Origin of the sequence: Microbispora sp. NPDC046973 (genome assembly GCF_040644495.1) — a bacterium.
GTDB lineage: Bacteria > Actinomycetota > Actinomycetes > Streptosporangiales > Streptosporangiaceae > Microbispora.
On the sequence record NZ_JBEYWQ010000001.1, the window covers coordinates 150,602 to 164,894 of the forward strand.

At 70.2% G+C, this 14,293-nt stretch carries 15 protein-coding genes and 1 tRNA gene; 9 read left to right on the forward strand and 7 right to left on the reverse strand.

Annotated elements, in window-relative coordinates; translation table 11 throughout:
• The first annotated feature begins 87 nt into the window (after positions 1-87).
• The 6 genes from ABZ860_RS00750 (at position 88) to ABZ860_RS00775 (ending at position 5,973) form a co-directional block, all read left to right on the forward strand.
• Positions 88-921, forward strand: a complete 834-nt coding sequence (locus ABZ860_RS00750; protein WP_357213097.1) for a prolipoprotein diacylglyceryl transferase family protein — start codon at positions 88-90, stop codon at positions 919-921.
• A complete protein-coding gene (locus ABZ860_RS00755; RefSeq protein WP_357213099.1) occupies positions 918-1,439 on the forward strand; it encodes a hypothetical protein in 522 nt (173 codons plus the stop codon). The genes ABZ860_RS00750 and ABZ860_RS00755 overlap by 4 nt, the downstream gene beginning before the upstream one ends.
• Positions 1,436-3,004 (forward strand): radical SAM protein, encoded by a 1,569-nt coding sequence (locus tag ABZ860_RS00760; protein WP_357213101.1) that lies wholly within the window; start codon positions 1,436-1,438, stop codon positions 3,002-3,004. Before ABZ860_RS00755 ends, ABZ860_RS00760 begins: the two co-directional genes overlap by 4 nt.
• 10 nt (positions 3,005-3,014) lie before the next feature.
• Positions 3,015-3,371, forward strand: coding sequence for a hypothetical protein (locus tag ABZ860_RS00765; RefSeq protein WP_357213104.1), 357 nt, complete (start codon positions 3,015-3,017; stop codon positions 3,369-3,371).
• A 56-nt stretch (positions 3,372-3,427) separates the two neighbouring features.
• Positions 3,428-4,396 carry an ankyrin repeat domain-containing protein gene (locus ABZ860_RS00770; protein WP_357213106.1) on the forward strand — a complete coding sequence of 323 codons (969 nt, stop codon included), beginning with the start codon at positions 3,428-3,430 and terminating at the stop codon, positions 4,394-4,396.
• A 395-nt stretch (positions 4,397-4,791) separates the two neighbouring features.
• Complete coding sequence (locus ABZ860_RS00775; protein ID WP_357213109.1) at positions 4,792-5,973, forward strand: ATP-binding protein; 1,182 nt, start codon at positions 4,792-4,794, stop codon at positions 5,971-5,973.
• Between the two features lie 105 nt (positions 5,974-6,078).
• On the opposite strand, the gene ABZ860_RS00780 is transcribed toward ABZ860_RS00775, so the two are convergent.
• Together ABZ860_RS00780 and ABZ860_RS00785 are read right to left on the reverse strand one after the other, a co-directional pair.
• Positions 6,079-6,909, reverse strand: a complete 831-nt coding sequence (locus tag ABZ860_RS00780) for a MauE/DoxX family redox-associated membrane protein (protein ID WP_357213112.1) — start codon at positions 6,907-6,909, stop codon at positions 6,079-6,081.
• A gap of 3 nt (positions 6,910-6,912) precedes the next feature.
• On the reverse strand, positions 6,913-7,899 hold the full coding sequence (locus ABZ860_RS00785) for a hypothetical protein (RefSeq protein ID WP_357213115.1): 987 nt from the start codon (positions 7,897-7,899) through the stop codon (positions 6,913-6,915).
• 259 nt (positions 7,900-8,158) lie between these two features.
• Between ABZ860_RS00785 and ABZ860_RS00790 the strand changes: the two genes are divergently transcribed.
• The gene (locus tag ABZ860_RS00790; protein WP_357214688.1) at positions 8,159-8,659 is read left to right on the forward strand and encodes a SigE family RNA polymerase sigma factor; all 501 of its coding nucleotides are present in this window, start codon (positions 8,159-8,161) and stop codon (positions 8,657-8,659) included.
• 8 nt (positions 8,660-8,667) lie between these two features.
• Here the strand turns inward: ABZ860_RS00790 and ABZ860_RS00795 are convergent, their stop codons facing one another.
• Together ABZ860_RS00795 and ABZ860_RS00800 are read right to left on the reverse strand one after the other, a co-directional pair.
• Positions 8,668-9,513 carry a thermonuclease family protein gene (locus tag ABZ860_RS00795; RefSeq protein ID WP_357213118.1) on the reverse strand — a complete coding sequence of 282 codons (846 nt, stop codon included), beginning with the start codon at positions 9,511-9,513 and terminating at the stop codon, positions 8,668-8,670.
• A gap of 137 nt (positions 9,514-9,650) precedes the next feature.
• Positions 9,651-10,148: a MarR family transcriptional regulator gene (locus ABZ860_RS00800; RefSeq protein ID WP_357213121.1), complete on the reverse strand. Its 498-nt coding sequence runs from the start codon at positions 10,146-10,148 to the stop codon at positions 9,651-9,653.
• Positions 10,149-10,246: 98 nt separating this feature from the next.
• Here ABZ860_RS00800 and ABZ860_RS00805 point away from each other — a divergent pair, with 98 nt between their 5' ends.
• Together ABZ860_RS00805 and ABZ860_RS00810 are read left to right on the forward strand one after the other, a co-directional pair.
• Positions 10,247-10,810 (forward strand): YceI family protein, encoded by a 564-nt coding sequence (locus tag ABZ860_RS00805; RefSeq protein ID WP_357213124.1) that lies wholly within the window; start codon positions 10,247-10,249, stop codon positions 10,808-10,810.
• A gap of 192 nt (positions 10,811-11,002) precedes the next feature.
• Positions 11,003-11,092 (forward strand) — tRNA-Ser (locus ABZ860_RS00810).
• Positions 11,093-11,192: 100 nt separating this feature from the next.
• On the opposite strand, the gene ABZ860_RS00815 is transcribed toward ABZ860_RS00810, so the two are convergent.
• Genes ABZ860_RS00815 through ABZ860_RS00825 form a run of 3 tightly spaced genes read right to left on the reverse strand, consistent with a single transcriptional unit; the run spans position 11,193 to position 14,292 of the window.
• Positions 11,193-12,542 carry a site-specific integrase gene (locus tag ABZ860_RS00815; protein WP_357214691.1) on the reverse strand — a complete coding sequence of 450 codons (1,350 nt, stop codon included), beginning with the start codon at positions 12,540-12,542 and terminating at the stop codon, positions 11,193-11,195.
• Positions 12,542-12,718, reverse strand: a complete 177-nt coding sequence (locus tag ABZ860_RS00820) for a helix-turn-helix domain-containing protein (protein WP_357214693.1) — start codon at positions 12,716-12,718, stop codon at positions 12,542-12,544. Before ABZ860_RS00820 ends, ABZ860_RS00815 begins: the two co-directional genes overlap by 1 nt.
• Positions 12,718-14,292, reverse strand: a complete 1,575-nt coding sequence (locus tag ABZ860_RS00825; RefSeq protein ID WP_357214696.1) for a replication initiator — start codon at positions 14,290-14,292, stop codon at positions 12,718-12,720. Before ABZ860_RS00825 ends, ABZ860_RS00820 begins: the two co-directional genes overlap by 1 nt.
• Position 14,293 lies beyond the last annotated feature (1 nt).

Genomic DNA, 14,293 nt, shown 5'->3' on the forward strand with positions numbered 1-14,293 from the left:
GGATTGGCCGGAATCGCCGTACAAAAGGGGTGCAAGCCGTACGAATTGACGATCGGAATCGCCGGGGTCCGCCGCTAGGGTGGCGTCGTGCTTGAGCAACTGCGTTTCGGCGGGGTGAGCGTGCCGACCCACGCGTTTTTCGTGGGTCTCGGCGTGCTCCTCGCGAGCGTGGTGTTCGTCCTGGAGGCGCGGCGCCGGGGGGCTTTGCGGGAGGAGTCGCTCGTCGCCGTCACCGGCGCCTTGGTCGGCGGGGCGATAGGCATGCGGCTGTCCGGCTGGGCCGAGCATCTCGACCCCGCGCTCAACCCCGGCCTTCTCGAGGCGTGGATGTTCGGCGCCCGGAGCATCCTCGGCGGCCTGACCGGCGCGTACGTCGGGGTGCTGGTGGCGAAGCGGCTGATCGGCTACCGGGAGCGGACCGGTGACCTGTTCGCGCCCGCCGTCGCGCTCGGCATGGCCGTCGGCCGAATCGGCTGTTTCCTCACCGAGGCCCCCGGCCGTCCCACGAGCCTTCCCTGGGGCGTCCACGCGCCCGCCACCGTTCCGGAATGCCCGGGCTGCGTGTCCGGACAGCCCATGCACCCGTCGTACCTGTACGAGACCGTCTTCCAGCTCGCCGCCTTCGGCGCGTTGCTGTGGGCGCGGAGCCGGGTCGACAGGCCGGGCGAGCTGTTCACCCTCTATCTGGGCGCGTACGCCGTCTTCCGGTTCCTCGTCGAGTTCACCAGGGCGAACGAGACGGTCTGGCTCGACCTGACCCGCCCGCAGTGGTTCCTCGTCCCGGGGCTCGCGCTCCTCGCCGTCCGCCTCGGGCTCGGATATCGCAAGGGGTTCTACGATCGGCTGCTCCCCCGGCGGGGCGAGCGGCGACCGCTGTTACCGGCCGCCCGGCTGTCGCCCGCGGGCGAGGAGGAGAGATGAGCACACCCCCCGAGCCGCCCGAGCGGCCGCACGACCCGCAGTCGCACGACCCGCAGCCGCCCGTGCCGCCGCCTCCCGGCGCGCCGCACGGCCCGGCAGGCCCGCCCCCGTACGGCCCGGGTGGGCCGCATGGGCCAGGTCCCGGCGGACCGTACGGCCCGGGCGGGCCGCCGCGCGCGTGGCCGCCGCCTCCGGCCCCGAACACGACCGGTGTGGTCGTCGCGATGACGATCGTGGGAGTCGTGGCCTACGTGGCCGTCAACTTCGTGCTCTTCCTCGCGACCCTCGCGGCGGCGGACGGAGTCGCGAGTGAGCACAAGAACGTCGCGCTCATCGGCGGATCCGTGATCCTGGCCGTGATCGCCTTCGGCGGCGGAACGTTGCTGCTCCTCCTCCGTAAGCCCTGGTCGCGGGGGCTCGGGCTGGGTTTGATGATCGGCTGGGCGCTCATGACGATCTTCACCGCCGGCTTCTGCACCGGCGTCAACCCCTCGCTCTACACGGACGGTGCCCTGTGACCACCGGAATGCCCCTGCGGGGAGATCGCATCCTCCGCTACGTCAACGCGTTCTGCCCCCGCTGTCACGACGAGCGGCCGGACCGTCCGCTGGCGGAGGTGCCGCGCCTGTCCGGCTGGCTCGCGGCCCGCGACGGCCGGGTCTACCTGGAGCGCGGCTGCCGCACGCACGGCATGGTGAGGACCCTCTACGACGAGGACCCGGAGATCCTCGCCTACCTGGAGGAGTGGACCGCTCCCACCAAGGCGCATCTGCCCGACGTCGCGGGCAACTTCGACCCGGTGCCGGAGGCATACCTGCGGGGGCTGCCGGAGATGCAGACCCAGCACACGTGCATTCTCCTTGAGGACGTGGCCGAGGCGTGCAACCTGCGCTGCCCGACCTGCTTCACCGACTCCTCGCCCGACCTGCGGGGAATCGTGCCGGTCCGGGAGGTGCTCGCCAACGTCGACCAGCGCCTGGCCCGCGAGAACGGCCGTCTCGACGTGCTCATGCTCAGCGGTGGCGAGCCGACCCTCCACCCCGGCCTGCCCGAGTTGCTCGCCGAGCTGACGGCCCGGCCCGTCACCCGCATCCTGATCAACACGAACGGGCTCCTGGTGGCCCGGGACGACGCCCTGCTCGACCTGCTCACCGAGCATCGCGAGCGCGTCGAGGTCTACCTGCAGTACGACGGCCTGTCGGCCGAGGCGTCCCGGCACCACAGGGGCGGCGACCTGCGGCGGCTCAAGGCGGAGGCGCTGCGGCGGCTGTCGGAGCGGGAGATCTTCACGACGCTGGTCATGACGGCCGCCCTCGGAGTGAACGACGGCGAGATCGGCGACGTGGTGCGCCTGGCCCTCGACACGCCGTACGTCGGCGGGGTCTCGATCCAGCCGCAGTTCGGCTCGGGGCGGTCCGGTGTGATCGACCCGATGGACCGGCTCACCCACACCGGCGTGCTCAAGCGCCTCGGCCCCCAGACGGACGGCCTGGTCACCTGGCGGGACCTGACCGCCCTGCCGTGCTCGCATCCGCACTGCTGTTCGGTCGGCTACATGGTCAAGGACGACGCCGACCGCTGGCGCTCGCTGACGGCGTTGATCGGGCACGACCGCCTCAAGGAGAACCTCGGTATCGTCTCCAACCGCATCGCCGACGCGGAGATCCCCCGCCAGCTCCGCATGGCCGTGCAGGAGTCGCTGCTCGGCCTGCTGTCGGAGCAGTCGTCGCTGTCGCACCCCGAGATCGGCAAGGTCTGGCGCGACATCTGCGAGAACTGCGACCTCGGGCTGACGACCCTGCTGACGCTCGCGTCCTCGGCCCTGCCCGGCCGCAGGCGGCGGCTGCGCCGGCTGCTGGGCGAACGGGTCGTACGCATCACGATCAAGCCCTTCATGGACATGTCCACGATGCTGGAGGAGCGCCTGGTGCAGTGCTGCGTCCACGTCGGCACCCGCTCCGACCAGGACCAGTGCGCGCCGTTCTGCGCGGTGCAGGCCTGGCCCGCGCTCGCGCGTCAGCGCCTGTCCGCCGTCGCCGCGGCCGACGCCGGCGTACGGCTCCCGCTGCTGGAGATCACATGACAGGCGTGACGTGGCGGTGACCGCCGACGGGGGAACGGCATCTCCTGGTGACCGGCCGACCGGCGTCGCGTACGAGCAGGCGCGCGCCGCCGAGTCGGCCCAGGCGTCCGACGGCGGGCAGGGCAGGCCGTACGACCCGCTGAAGCTGTGCGTCTACGCGACGGTCGCGCTGCTCGCCTGGCTGTTCGGGGCGTGGGCCGTGCTCGGGTTCGCGGCCCTCGGGTTCGCCGGATACTGGCGGGCCCGCCGCGCGGGGCTGACCAGGAGCAAGTGCTATCTCAGGGACACCCGGCTCGTCCTGGCCTACCTGGGACTGATCACCCTGGTCGCCGCGGCGGCCCTCGTGCTGCCGCACGTGCCCGGGTAGCGGTTTTGTCGGTGGGTGTCGCCATGATCGGCGTACCTACTCACCGAGGGAGCGTCATGGCTGTCGCCCACGAAGCGGACTGGTCCGGCATCGGCTGGGACTCCTGGAAGAGCCTGAGGGTGATCCGTGCCCGGCTCGACGCGGGCGCCGATCCCAATCGCGGTGCCTTCTTCCACGGACGGCCGTTGCACGCGGCGGCCGAATGCGGCTCTCCCGACGTGGTGGCGGAGCTGGCCGCCCGCGTCGACGACGTCGACGCGGAGCACGAGGGTCGTACGGCGTTGTGGAGCGCCGTCTTCGCCAACCGACCGGACAACGCCCGGGTCCTGGTGGAGGCGGGCGCCGACCCGTGGCGGCCGATGATGAACGGGTGGTCGCCCGGACGGCTCAGCCTGGCCACGCCGGCCCCTGACCTGTTCGGCGATCCCGCCGGCCGGCCCGGTCTCTCCGATGCCGAGGCCGCTGTCGTGGCCGAGGCCCGGCGTCTGATCGCGGCCGTGGGGGATTTCGATCACGACGGCATGGGGCTGGCATGCGTCGCCGGGATCGCCGCGGCGGAAGCGGTGCGCCGCCTGGAGGCGGTCTCGGTCGATGCCGCCGAGGCCGAAGAGATCGCGGAGGATCCCTGGTCCTTCATGGACGAGAGCTTCGGCGTCGTCGGCGTCACGGACGTGCCCGGCGGCTGCGTCGTCAGCCAGCCGTGGGGATACGGGCCGTCGATGCCCGGCGTCACGGAGCTCCTGTCGGCGGGCACCGTCTGCTACGCGATGTTCGCCAACCCCAAGAGCGGCAACCAGGGAAGCGTCACCCGGAACGGCGAGATCGTGGAATGGGACACCCACCCCGGCGGCGGCAGTCCCTATCCGGAGCAACCGGCCGATGAGATTCTCCTCGAATACCTCTATCAGGGCGAGGCCATGGCGTACTGCTGCGCGGGCGCGGGCCTCCGGCTGGACGACGCGAGAGCGATCACCGGGGAGCCCGACATGTGGGTGAGGCTCCCCGAACGCGACTACTGGGGCTGACCGCCCCGCCCGCATCCCGGCGACAGCGGAGGCGGGACTGCCGGTGAACGACGGCGTTTGACGGAGCTTTCGTGGAAAGCTCGCGCAGGTGTTCGATGACGCGCTACAGTCATGGCCATCGGATCGAACACGGGTTCGGTCGAGTCTCGGCAGGTAAGGGGTGTGTGATGACTGTGCCCACGGTGTCCGCCGCCCCTGTTCCGGCCGTCGCGGTTCCCGTGGCCTTCGATCCGGTCGTGCCCTCCCCGGCTCCGCCCGTCGTCGTCCCGGTCGTCCCGGTTCAGGCTCCGCCCATCGCCGGGCGGTGCGTGCCGCGGCCGCGCCGGGCGACACGCCGTAGCGCTCTCTACGGAAATCTACGACGGCCGCTATATCCCGTCATAAAGTCCGAGAGCGTGGACCCCGTGCGCAATCCCTACGCCCCCGGCGCCGGCCAGCGCCCCCCGGAACTCGCCGGCCGCGACCGCGAACTGCAGCAGTTCGAGATCGTGCTGGAGCGGGTGGCCCGGGGCCGCCCGGAGCGGAGCATGGTCCTCACCGGCCTGCGCGGCGTGGGCAAGACCGTCCTGCTCAACACGTTCAAGTCCATGGCCATGCAGCGGCTGTGGGGCACCGGCAAGATCGAGGCCAGGCCCGACCAGTCGATCCGCCGTCCGGTGGCCGCGGCGCTGCACATGGCCATCAGGGAGCTCGCTCCCCGGCACCGCGCCCCCGAGCGCATCGAGGATTTCCTCGGCGTGCTCAAGGCGTTCGCGATGCGCGATCCCGCCGCGGCGAAGGGCACCTCGCACTGGTCGCCCGGCATCGACGTGCCCGCCGCGCGCGGCCGGGCCGACTCCGGCGACCTGGAGATCGACCTGACCGAGCTGTTCGTCGACGCCGCGGGCGTGGCGACGGACCTCGGCGTCGGCATCGCGCTGTTCATCGACGAGATGCAGGACGTGCAGGCGCCGGACGTCTCGGCCCTGTGCGCGGCCTGCCACGAGCTGTCGCAGAACGGCGGCCCGCTGATCGTGGTCGGCGCCGGCCTGCCTCACCTGCCGAGCGTGCTGTCGGCGAGCAAGAGCTACTCCGAGCGGTTGTTCCGGTACGCCCGCATCGACCGGCTCGACCGGGACGCCGCCGACCTGGCGCTGATCGCCCCGGCCGCCCGCGAGGACGTCGAGTTCACTCCCGACGCGCTCGACGCGTTGTACGAGGCGGCCGACGGCTACCCCTACTTCGTCCAGGCGTACGGCAAGGTCGCCTGGGACCTCGCCCCGCGCAGCCCGATCACGGCCGAGGACATCAGGGTGTCCGCCCCGGAGGCCGAGGAGGAGCTCGCGGTGGGCTTCTTCGGCAGCCGGTACGAGCGGGCCACCCCCGCCGAGCGGGACTACATGCACGCCATGGCCCAGCTCGGCGACGACCCGGTGCCGACCGCCGAGGTGGCCGAGACGCTGGGCCGCAAGCCGTCGAGCCTGTCCCCGGCCCGCGACAGCCTGATCAAGAAAGGCCTGATCTACAGCGCCGAGCGCGGTGTGATCGGGTTCACCGTTCCGCATTTCGGGAGGTTCCTCCGTGCGCAGCCGCTCTGAGCGGTGCGCCCATCGACCTCTCTACGGCTTTCTAGAGGGGAAGCTAGAGAGCCGTAGAGAGTTGAAGTGAAAGTCCTCGATGCGGGAATCTACGCGTGTATAGCGTCAGGCCGATACAGGCGTAGATTCCCGCAGAGAGGCATCGCCGCGGTCGTCGGGCGCGGCCACCCGGCCGTCGGCTCCGACCACGACGGCGCGTACGGCCGGACGCCGGTCGCCGAGATGCACGGCGAACACCACCTCCGCGTCGCCCTGCGCGGAGAAGACGAAGAAGCGCCAGCACAGTTCACGCCACATGTCGGACGGCTCGTCCGTCAGCAGCGACCCGGCGTGCGCCCGCCACGCCGCGCTCGCCCGCAGGTGCGACAGCGCCCGCCCGGGCGGCATCGGCCGCTGCTCGCACGGCGCCCGGTGACGCAGGCGGGAGACGACCTCGTCGATCTCGGGTGAGCAGGCGAGCAGCAGAACGACCCCGCCGCCGATCCAGGGCGCCGTCGCCGCGGTGACAGCAGGAAGTCCCGTGACGCCCACGGCCGCGACGAGGGCCGCCATCGCGGTGAGCGCCGCGGCCCGGCCGATCGACCGGAGCCCGACCGGCGCGTCGCTCACGTCTCCGAAGCAGCCGCAGCCGACGTCCGGCCGCCGCCTGCGCAGGTCCCACAGGACGTATGTCGCCATGGCGAAGAACGCGACCGGCAGCCACCGGGCGATCGGATGATCCACGACCAGCAGACCGGCCGCCAGCACGAGCTCGACCAGCGAACAGGCGTACATGGCGGGCCTGGCGAAGCGCTCGGGCATGAGCACCGCCGGGCCGAGCCGGGCCAGCGCGCCCGGAGACGTCTCGCGCCCGACGGTGGCCAGCTTGGCGACGCCGCCCAGCGCCAGGGTCACCACGAGGATCGGCAGCGCGGCAGCCGCGATGGTCGAAAGCACCGGTCACCCCAATCCGACGCGGGCATTGAAGCAGCCCTTGGTCAAGTCTCCACCGAGCGCGACGTACGAGCACGCGGTCAGCTCCACGATCCTGCCGCGCGGGGACGTGCCGCATTCCAGGCATCGGTCGCAGAACCGGCCGGCCAGGCATCCGCAGGCGACGATCGGCAGTGCGTCCGCGCGGCCGTCGCACACGTTGCGTACGCGCAGCAACGAGCCCAGCGCGAGGTAGGGCAGGCCGGCGCAGGAGACGCCGGCGTCGTCGCAGCCGGTGTCCTCGCGTTCGAGCATGGGATAGGCGAGGCCCTCCGTGATGCCCTCTTCTGCCAAGTCCGTGAGGTCCGCCCACACCGCCGTGCCCGAGATGCCCGTATCGCTTCCTCCGTACGTCGCCTGAGGCGGGGGCACGGCCGCGGCCCGGTAGGGCGGCTGCGAGGTCGCGGGGAGATGCGCGAACGACGTGCCCTGGTCGAGCAGCCCGATCGCGTCGAACAGATAGCCCGGCTCCAGCTTGGGATGCCGCACCCGGATCCGCCCGGACGAGCGGTAGGGCACGACGATGGAGCGTTCCCGGCGATGGGGACCGCAGTCGAGCTCGACGGTGAGGTCGCGCCGGCCGCCGACCTCCCGGATGACGCCGGTGATCCGGGTGATGTCGGCCCAGATGCGCTCGGCGACCGTGCCGCCGCGCAGCGCCCGGACGACGACCCGGGCTCCGGCCGGCAGATCGCCGGGCGCCACCGTGCCCCCGCGCCACGCGGTCGCCCACGGCGCGATCACCAGGCGCCGCTGCTCGCCGTCCGCGGTCTCGAGGATGATCAGGTGCGGGCTCACGTCGAGGAGGTCGCCGCTGACCACGTCGAACGGCTCCGTCTCCTCCGGCGACCGCGGCGCGGGCCGGGGGTCGCGGCCGAGAACCGCCGCCGCCAGCTTGCGCCTGCGCTCTCCGGCCCGGTACGGCATCGCCCCTTCCACGCTCTCCAGCCTCACATGCCGGACGGGGATGGAGAGGCGTTTTTCCGGGCGATGGTGGCGTCCGGGATCAATATTCCTCCTCCCGGTGCAAGGCGTTGCCACCCGTTTCAGGCAAACCACTGCCCGACAGGACGTACGGCAAGGGCGACGGGCCGCCACCGGCTTGCCCGGTCTTTGCCCAGGCGGGTGCGAAACCTGGATTTCGGTTCAGCCGGATCCGGGGGCACGGCTGCGATTCTGGCACGAGATGCCTCTCTGGCCGGGTTGGTGATCCCTGATCGTGAACCATGAGGAGTTCCGCACGTACGTCCAGTCTCGCGGGGCGGCCCTGCTCCGCGTGGCCAATCAGTTGACCGGCAACCCCTGCGACGCCGAGGACCTCCTGCAGACCGCCCTCGCGCGCACGTACCTCGCGTGGGACCGCATCCGCGACCGGTCGTCGCTCGACGGCTACGTGCGGCGGGCGATGGTGAACATCAACATCTCCTGGTGGCGGCGGCGCAAGCTGGAGGAATACCCCTCAGAGGAGCTTCCCGACGTACCGGTGCAGCAGGACGCGCGGCACCGGTACGACGAGCTGGAGCAGGCGCTCGACCGTCTCCCCGCGCGGCAGCGTACGGCGATCGTGCTGCGCTACTACGAGGACATGACCGAGCCCGAGATCGCCAGGACCCTCGGGATCAGCGTGGGCACGGTCAAGAGTTCGGTCTCGCGCGGCATGGCCAAGCTGCGCGGCGATCTCGTCGTGCCCGACGCCCGCAAGAGCGTCAACTGACGCGTCGGTCAGCTGCCGGGGCTCGGACTCGGGCTGGGGCTGGGGGTCGGAGAGGGGCTGACCGCGACCGATCCGGCGGTGCCTCCCTGCGGGATGGGCTCGGGAGAGTACGTCGTGCCGGGCGGGGCCGGGGACGCGTCCGCCGGCTCGATCGGCGCCGGAGTGAGGGCGTCGCCGGTGCCCGGCGGCACCTGGACGCCCGAACGCCTGTCATAGGTGTCGTCCGCCCAGCAGCCCGACCACAGTCCCAGCTTGTCCATCTGCGCGCGGACCTGCTCGTTGTACTGCCACAGGGTGTAGCTGTGCTCGGGGAAGGAGTTCACGGCCTGGGCCAGGCCGGTCCTGACCATGTCGCCGTTGACGTAGACGCCCGTGGACGACCACAGGTAGATGAGGATGCGCCCCTTCTCGGGCACCTGCTCGGCGGCCCGCACGTACGCGGGCTTGCCCGGCGGGAGCAGGCTCATCAGCCGGGCGAACGCCTCCTCGGACCAGCAGACGCCCTTGGCGGGGGCGTCCGCCTCCAGCAGGCCGATCCGTACGGTCCTGCCGCTCGCGGTGACGACATCCGCGGTGTCGCCGTCCACGACCTTCTTGACGGTCACCTGGACGGCGTCCTTCGGCACGGATTTCGGTCGCGTGGTCGTCGTCGTCTTGGTGGGCTTGGCGGTCGGCTTCGGGGTGGCGCTGGGGCTCGGCGTCGCCGCGGCGGGGGTCTGCGTCTGCGTCTGAGACGGGCTCGGGCTCGGGCTCGGGGTCGCCGTGACCGCGGCGAACGCGGAGGTGGAAGCGGCGACGGGCACCGCGAGGGCCGCGGTGGCGAGGACGGCGAGTGCGCGTGAGGGGAAACGCACGGGCGCTCCATGGGCTCGGGTACGGGGGACTGCGTCGGCTGTCGTGGAGCCGTTTCCTGAATTACGGAGTCCACCAGAAATCGATCGTTTACGCCAGTCCGTCCGGTCGGTTCCCTCGAATCACGTTCCGGCGGGACTCAGCCCGTCTTGGCCCGCGCCGCCCTGCTCGCCTCCCGTACGCCGGCGGTCGCGCAGGGCCGTACGACGTCGCGGATCACCCGTAGCGCCTTCAGGAAATCGGCGAGCTGGTTCTCGGTCAGCAGCCCGGTGAACCAGGTCTCGATGTCCTCGACATGTCGGGGGAGCACCGCCCGCAACCGCTCCGCCCCCGCCTCGCTCAGCACGGCGTAAGAGGCGCGGCGGTCGCTGGCGCAGGCGTGCCGCTCGACGAGCCCGTCGCGTTCGAGGCGGTCGACCACGCGGGTGATCCCACTCGTCGACAGCGACGTCTGGGCGGCGAGGTCGCTCATCCGCAGTCGTCGTTCGGGGGAGCGGGCGAGGCGGATCAGGGTCTCGAAGTCGACCTCGGAGAGTCCGGCGGCGGCGAGGGTCGGGCTGGTCTTGCTCGACAGCCCGACGAAGACCTCCGCGAACAGGCCCATCGCCGTGAGCCGGGGGTCGTCGAATGGGTCCATGACCCAAGTCTACGGCACGATAGTTGACGCGAGGAATATTTCTCCGGTAGACATTTGCTTAGTGAGACATCCGCACAGCAACAATCTGGGGAGCAGCCATGAGCATCCGTGAGTGGGAGGGCCTGAAGGTCCCGACGGCCGGCGAGTTCGCGCTGGACAAGGCCCACACGCGCGTCGGTTTCGTCGTCAAGCACATGATGGTCAGCAAGGTCCGCGGCCACTTCGCCGACTACGAGGGCAAGATTGTCATCGCCGAGAACCCGCTCGAGTCCAGCGTGGACGTCGTCATCAAGGCGGGCACGATCGAGACCGGCGCGGCCGACCGCGACGGCCACCTGCGGAGCGACGACTTCCTGGGCGCCGACAAGTTCCCCGAGATCACCTTCCGCAGCAAGCGGGTGAGCGGCCTGTCGGGCAACGAGTTCACGCTCGTCGGCGACCTCACGATCCGTGACGTGACCAAGGAGGTCGAGCTCAAGGTCGAGTTCAACGGCGCCGCCAACAACCCGTGGGGCCAGGAGATCTTCGGGTTCGGCGCGGAGACCGAGATCGACCGCGAGGAGTACGGTCTCACCTGGAACCAGGCCCTGGAGACCGGCGGCGTCCTCGTCGGCAAGAAGGTAAAGATCGAGATCGAGGGCGAGGCCGTCCGCCAGGCGTAGCCTGTGCCGACGCTGAGGCGGGTTATCCACACCGTGTGCACAGCCCTTGTCCACATCCTGTGGACAAGGGCTGTGCATCGATCCAAAAGCCCCGTAGCGTGGATCTCCAGCACAGTGGGCGAGCTTCACCCGGCAATCCGCTTTGCCGCCTTGGACGATCGCCGGTACGCTGTGCTGAGCAACGCGCTACCAGGAGGCTTCGCCTAGTCAGGTCTATGGCGCCGCACTGCTAATGCGGTTTGGGTCTTAAGCCCATCCGGGGTTCAAATCCCCGAGCCTCCGCAGTTCAAAGCCCCTCTCGTCCTAACCGACGAGAGGGGCTTTTTGATCTCCAAAGGGCCTCTAGTTGCAGTTCTAGTTGCAGTTCTAGTTGCAGTTGCCCTCAGTCCTCGCCCCACAGGGCCGCCCCCATGCGCTCGCTGGCGTCCTTCACCTGGGGACTGGCGATGTGGGTGTAACGCTCAGTGGTCGTCACTCGCGCGTGGCCGAGGATCTCCTGTACGACGCGGATGTGGACGCCCTGCTCGACGAGGAGAGTCCCCGCGGTGTGCCGAGCGTCGTGGAGTCGGGCTTCCCTGACCCCGGCCTGGCGCAGGAGTGCCTTCCACATCTTGTAGTCCTCGCTGCGCTCCATCGGCCGGCCCCGGCGGGTCGGGAAGAGAAGGTCGTGATCCTCCCAGAGCTCCCCGGCCTCCGCACGTTCGGCGTCCTGGAGCTTCTTGTGCTCGCGCAGGATCGGAAGCAGCTCGGGAGGGCACTGGAGGGTCAGCCGACTCCGGCCCTTGCGTTGCCGAAAGACGATGCCGCCGCCCGTGCGCTTCGGGCACCGGTCGGCGTGCCCCGTGCAGTCCTTCGCGCACGTCCGCGTCGGGCAGATGTGGCCGCGCTTCGTGCAGCTCTGTGGACAGTCGGGATCGTGCTTGTGGATCCTGCACCGCGGCTTGCACGGCCAGCGGTGCCACTCCTTGCCGCACTCGTGTGGGTCGTCGCAGCCGTGCTTCCACGGTGCTCGCTGCGCCTGGTACCAGGCTTTGATCACGCCGGTTCCGAGGTCGACGAACGACCAGCGGAGGCCGAGCGCTTCGCCCTGGCGAATGCCGAGGGACAGTGCCACCGACCAGCGAGCCGCGTTCCGCCGCGACTTAGCCGCCTCCAGGATCTTGCGCGCCTCGTTCCGCGTCAGCGGCTCCAGATCAGGGTCAGCAGCGACCGGCGCGTCCACAAGCGTGGCGATGTTCCTGGTGACCTTGCTTCGCCGTACGGCGATCTTCAGAGCGCGGGACAGGATGCGATGCACTTTGAGGACGGTGCTCGACGAGCGGCCCTGCTCCAGCATCGTCGCGTACGCCTTGTCGAGGTGCTCAGGGGCGAGCCGGTCGAGGCGGTGACGGCCAAGCAGCGGAATGATCCAGTGACGGGTCTTGGACCGGTAGTCGTCGAGGGTCCGAGGCGCCATCTTGCCCGAGGCCACGAGCCGTTCGCAGATCACGTCGAGGTATTCAGTCATCCACTCGGCGACGGCCGGAACCTTGCCCGGCTTGGCTACCTGTCCGGTCCCGCGCTTGCCCTCCAGCTCTTGGACCTTGCGCGTGACCTCCGCCTCCGACTTCCCCATCCGGTGACGTCGATCAGGGGAGCCATCCGGCTTGATGCCCACGGTCACCCAGCCATGCCAGTAGCCATCCTGGCCCAGGTAGATGGACGAGCGCCCGTTCGGTTTGCGGTCGGCCATCACGCCGCCTCGTTCAGACGCCGGGCGAACTCCTGGAGGGCGTCAGCCGGGACGAGGCGGTACCCGTCGTACTTGATCGAGCGAAGCTCACCGCTCTTGATCAGCCGGAAGACCGCCGTACGGCTCATGCCGAGGATGACCGCCGCGTCCTTGGGTCGGTAGAAGAGTCTGTCCATCACGCTGCCCTCCCTTCAGTTGCCGAAAGATCTTGGCCGTCTGCCTCGGCCTGGAGCCGATCGAGGTGGTTGCGCCACCGCTGGCGCTCATGAACCGAGCGGAGCAGTCGGACGCCGATCATGGCCAGGTCGGGATCACCGGGCTTGACGGGTCGCCAGATGTAGCGGTGAGGGTCGACCGGCTCGTCTGGCAGGCCGAGGGCTTCCAGGACCCAGGTGCGGCGGTCCTGCTTGTGCTCGGTCAGGGTCTTGTTCGACCACTTGCGGGACACGAGGACGCGGCGGCCCGCGTAGCCGAGGTGATCGGGCTTGTGCGCCTTGCCCTTGCACCGGCCCGGAGCCATCCCCGGCTTGGCGCCCTTCGGCTGGATGCCGTATCGGAGCCAGTTCGGGCAGGTCGGAGAGCACGGCTCGAACCGCAGCGCCTCCAGCAGCTGTTCGGCGTGAGCCTTCCGGCGAGGGTCATCGGTGCCGAGGGCATCGCCGAGGCTCTTGGTCAGGTACTTGGACAGGTACTGAATGAGCTGGTCGGCATCCGGCGTCCCGGCAAGGACGCTCTGAATGTCGAGCTGGTCGCCGAAGCGAAGCACGTGAAGCGGTTCGGCGTCCTCGTCAGCGTCGAGCTGGTCGAGGGCCTGTTCCCAGGTGGGCAGCACTTCCCCCGTTTCGGGGTCGAGGTAGCCGGCCCCGTCCTCCCACACAGGCAGGTGGTCACCCTCGAACCGCACGACATCAGTGGGCGGCCACCACACTTGGTGATACGTGGCCGCGATGATCTGCCGCAGCTCCGCACGGGGCAGGGTCCCGCGGATCGCCATGTGCAGGTGCGGAGCGAGCCGCTTCTGAGGCTCGACGGTGGCGAAGTACTGCACGTCATAGCCCGCCACACGACGGAGGTTCTGCACGAACCGATCGACCAGCTTGGAGAAGTGCAGCGCATCGCGAGCCGCCCGCGCGTAGTCGTAGGCGTCCGGGTCGAGGGGCGCGCCCTCCAGCACGCGGCCATAGGACGGCAGGGTGAGCGTGACGAACATCGACGGCCGGTAGACCTTGCCGTCCGAGCCGGTGAAGGTCCGCCCGAGCGTGGTCTTGGTCATCTGTCGCTTGGGCAGGTCCGGGGCGTCCTGCCGCCGCTTGGTCGAGCGGGACCGCTTCCTGCTGGTCCGGCCGAGGACGTTGCCGCGCATCCCGGCGGCGTTGATCTCCTCGTCCAGCTCGACGATGGCGGCGTCCAGGTCGGTGGTGTCGCCGCCGGCCTTTTCGGTCTCGTCTCGCCAGGCTTGGACGTCGGCCCGCAGCTCCACGAGGTGACGCTGATACTCATCGGCGTTGTCGGGCAGGTTCACGGGCTCGTGGTCGAGGTGCCAGCCCTCCCGGCACTGCGCCCTACGGAGTTGCCGGTTGCGCTTGGCGCACGGCGGGCACTTGCTCTCCAAGGTGGCCCCGCAGGGAACGTCGATGACCTCAACCTGGCCGGTGAGGATGTCCTGCCGCCGCAGCGGCACGGGGCGGATGCACACGCCGTATTGCTTGGCGATCTCCTCGACGACGTCCCGCGCGAGCGGTTGAGCCATG

Excerpts from the sequence above, each read along its gene's own strand:
- ABZ860_RS00820 (WP_357214693.1), bottom strand. The coding sequence starts at position 12,718 with ATGGACAGACTCTTCTACCGACCCAAGGACGCGGCGGTCATCCTCGGC.
- ABZ860_RS00770 (WP_357213106.1), top strand. The coding sequence starts at position 3,428 with ATGGCTGTCGCCCACGAAGCGGACTGGTCCGGCATCGGCTGGGACTCC.
- ABZ860_RS00825 (WP_357214696.1), bottom strand. The coding sequence starts at position 14,292 with ATGGCTCAACCGCTCGCGCGGGACGTCGTCGAGGAGATCGCCAAGCAA.
- ABZ860_RS00800 (WP_357213121.1), bottom strand. The coding sequence starts at position 10,148 with ATGGACCCATTCGACGACCCCCGGCTCACGGCGATGGGCCTGTTCGCG.
- ABZ860_RS00755 (WP_357213099.1), top strand. The coding sequence starts at position 918 with ATGAGCACACCCCCCGAGCCGCCCGAGCGGCCGCACGACCCGCAGTCG.
- ABZ860_RS00805 (WP_357213124.1), top strand. The coding sequence starts at position 10,247 with ATGAGCATCCGTGAGTGGGAGGGCCTGAAGGTCCCGACGGCCGGCGAG.
- ABZ860_RS00815 (WP_357214691.1), bottom strand. The coding sequence starts at position 12,542 with ATGGCCGACCGCAAACCGAACGGGCGCTCGTCCATCTACCTGGGCCAG.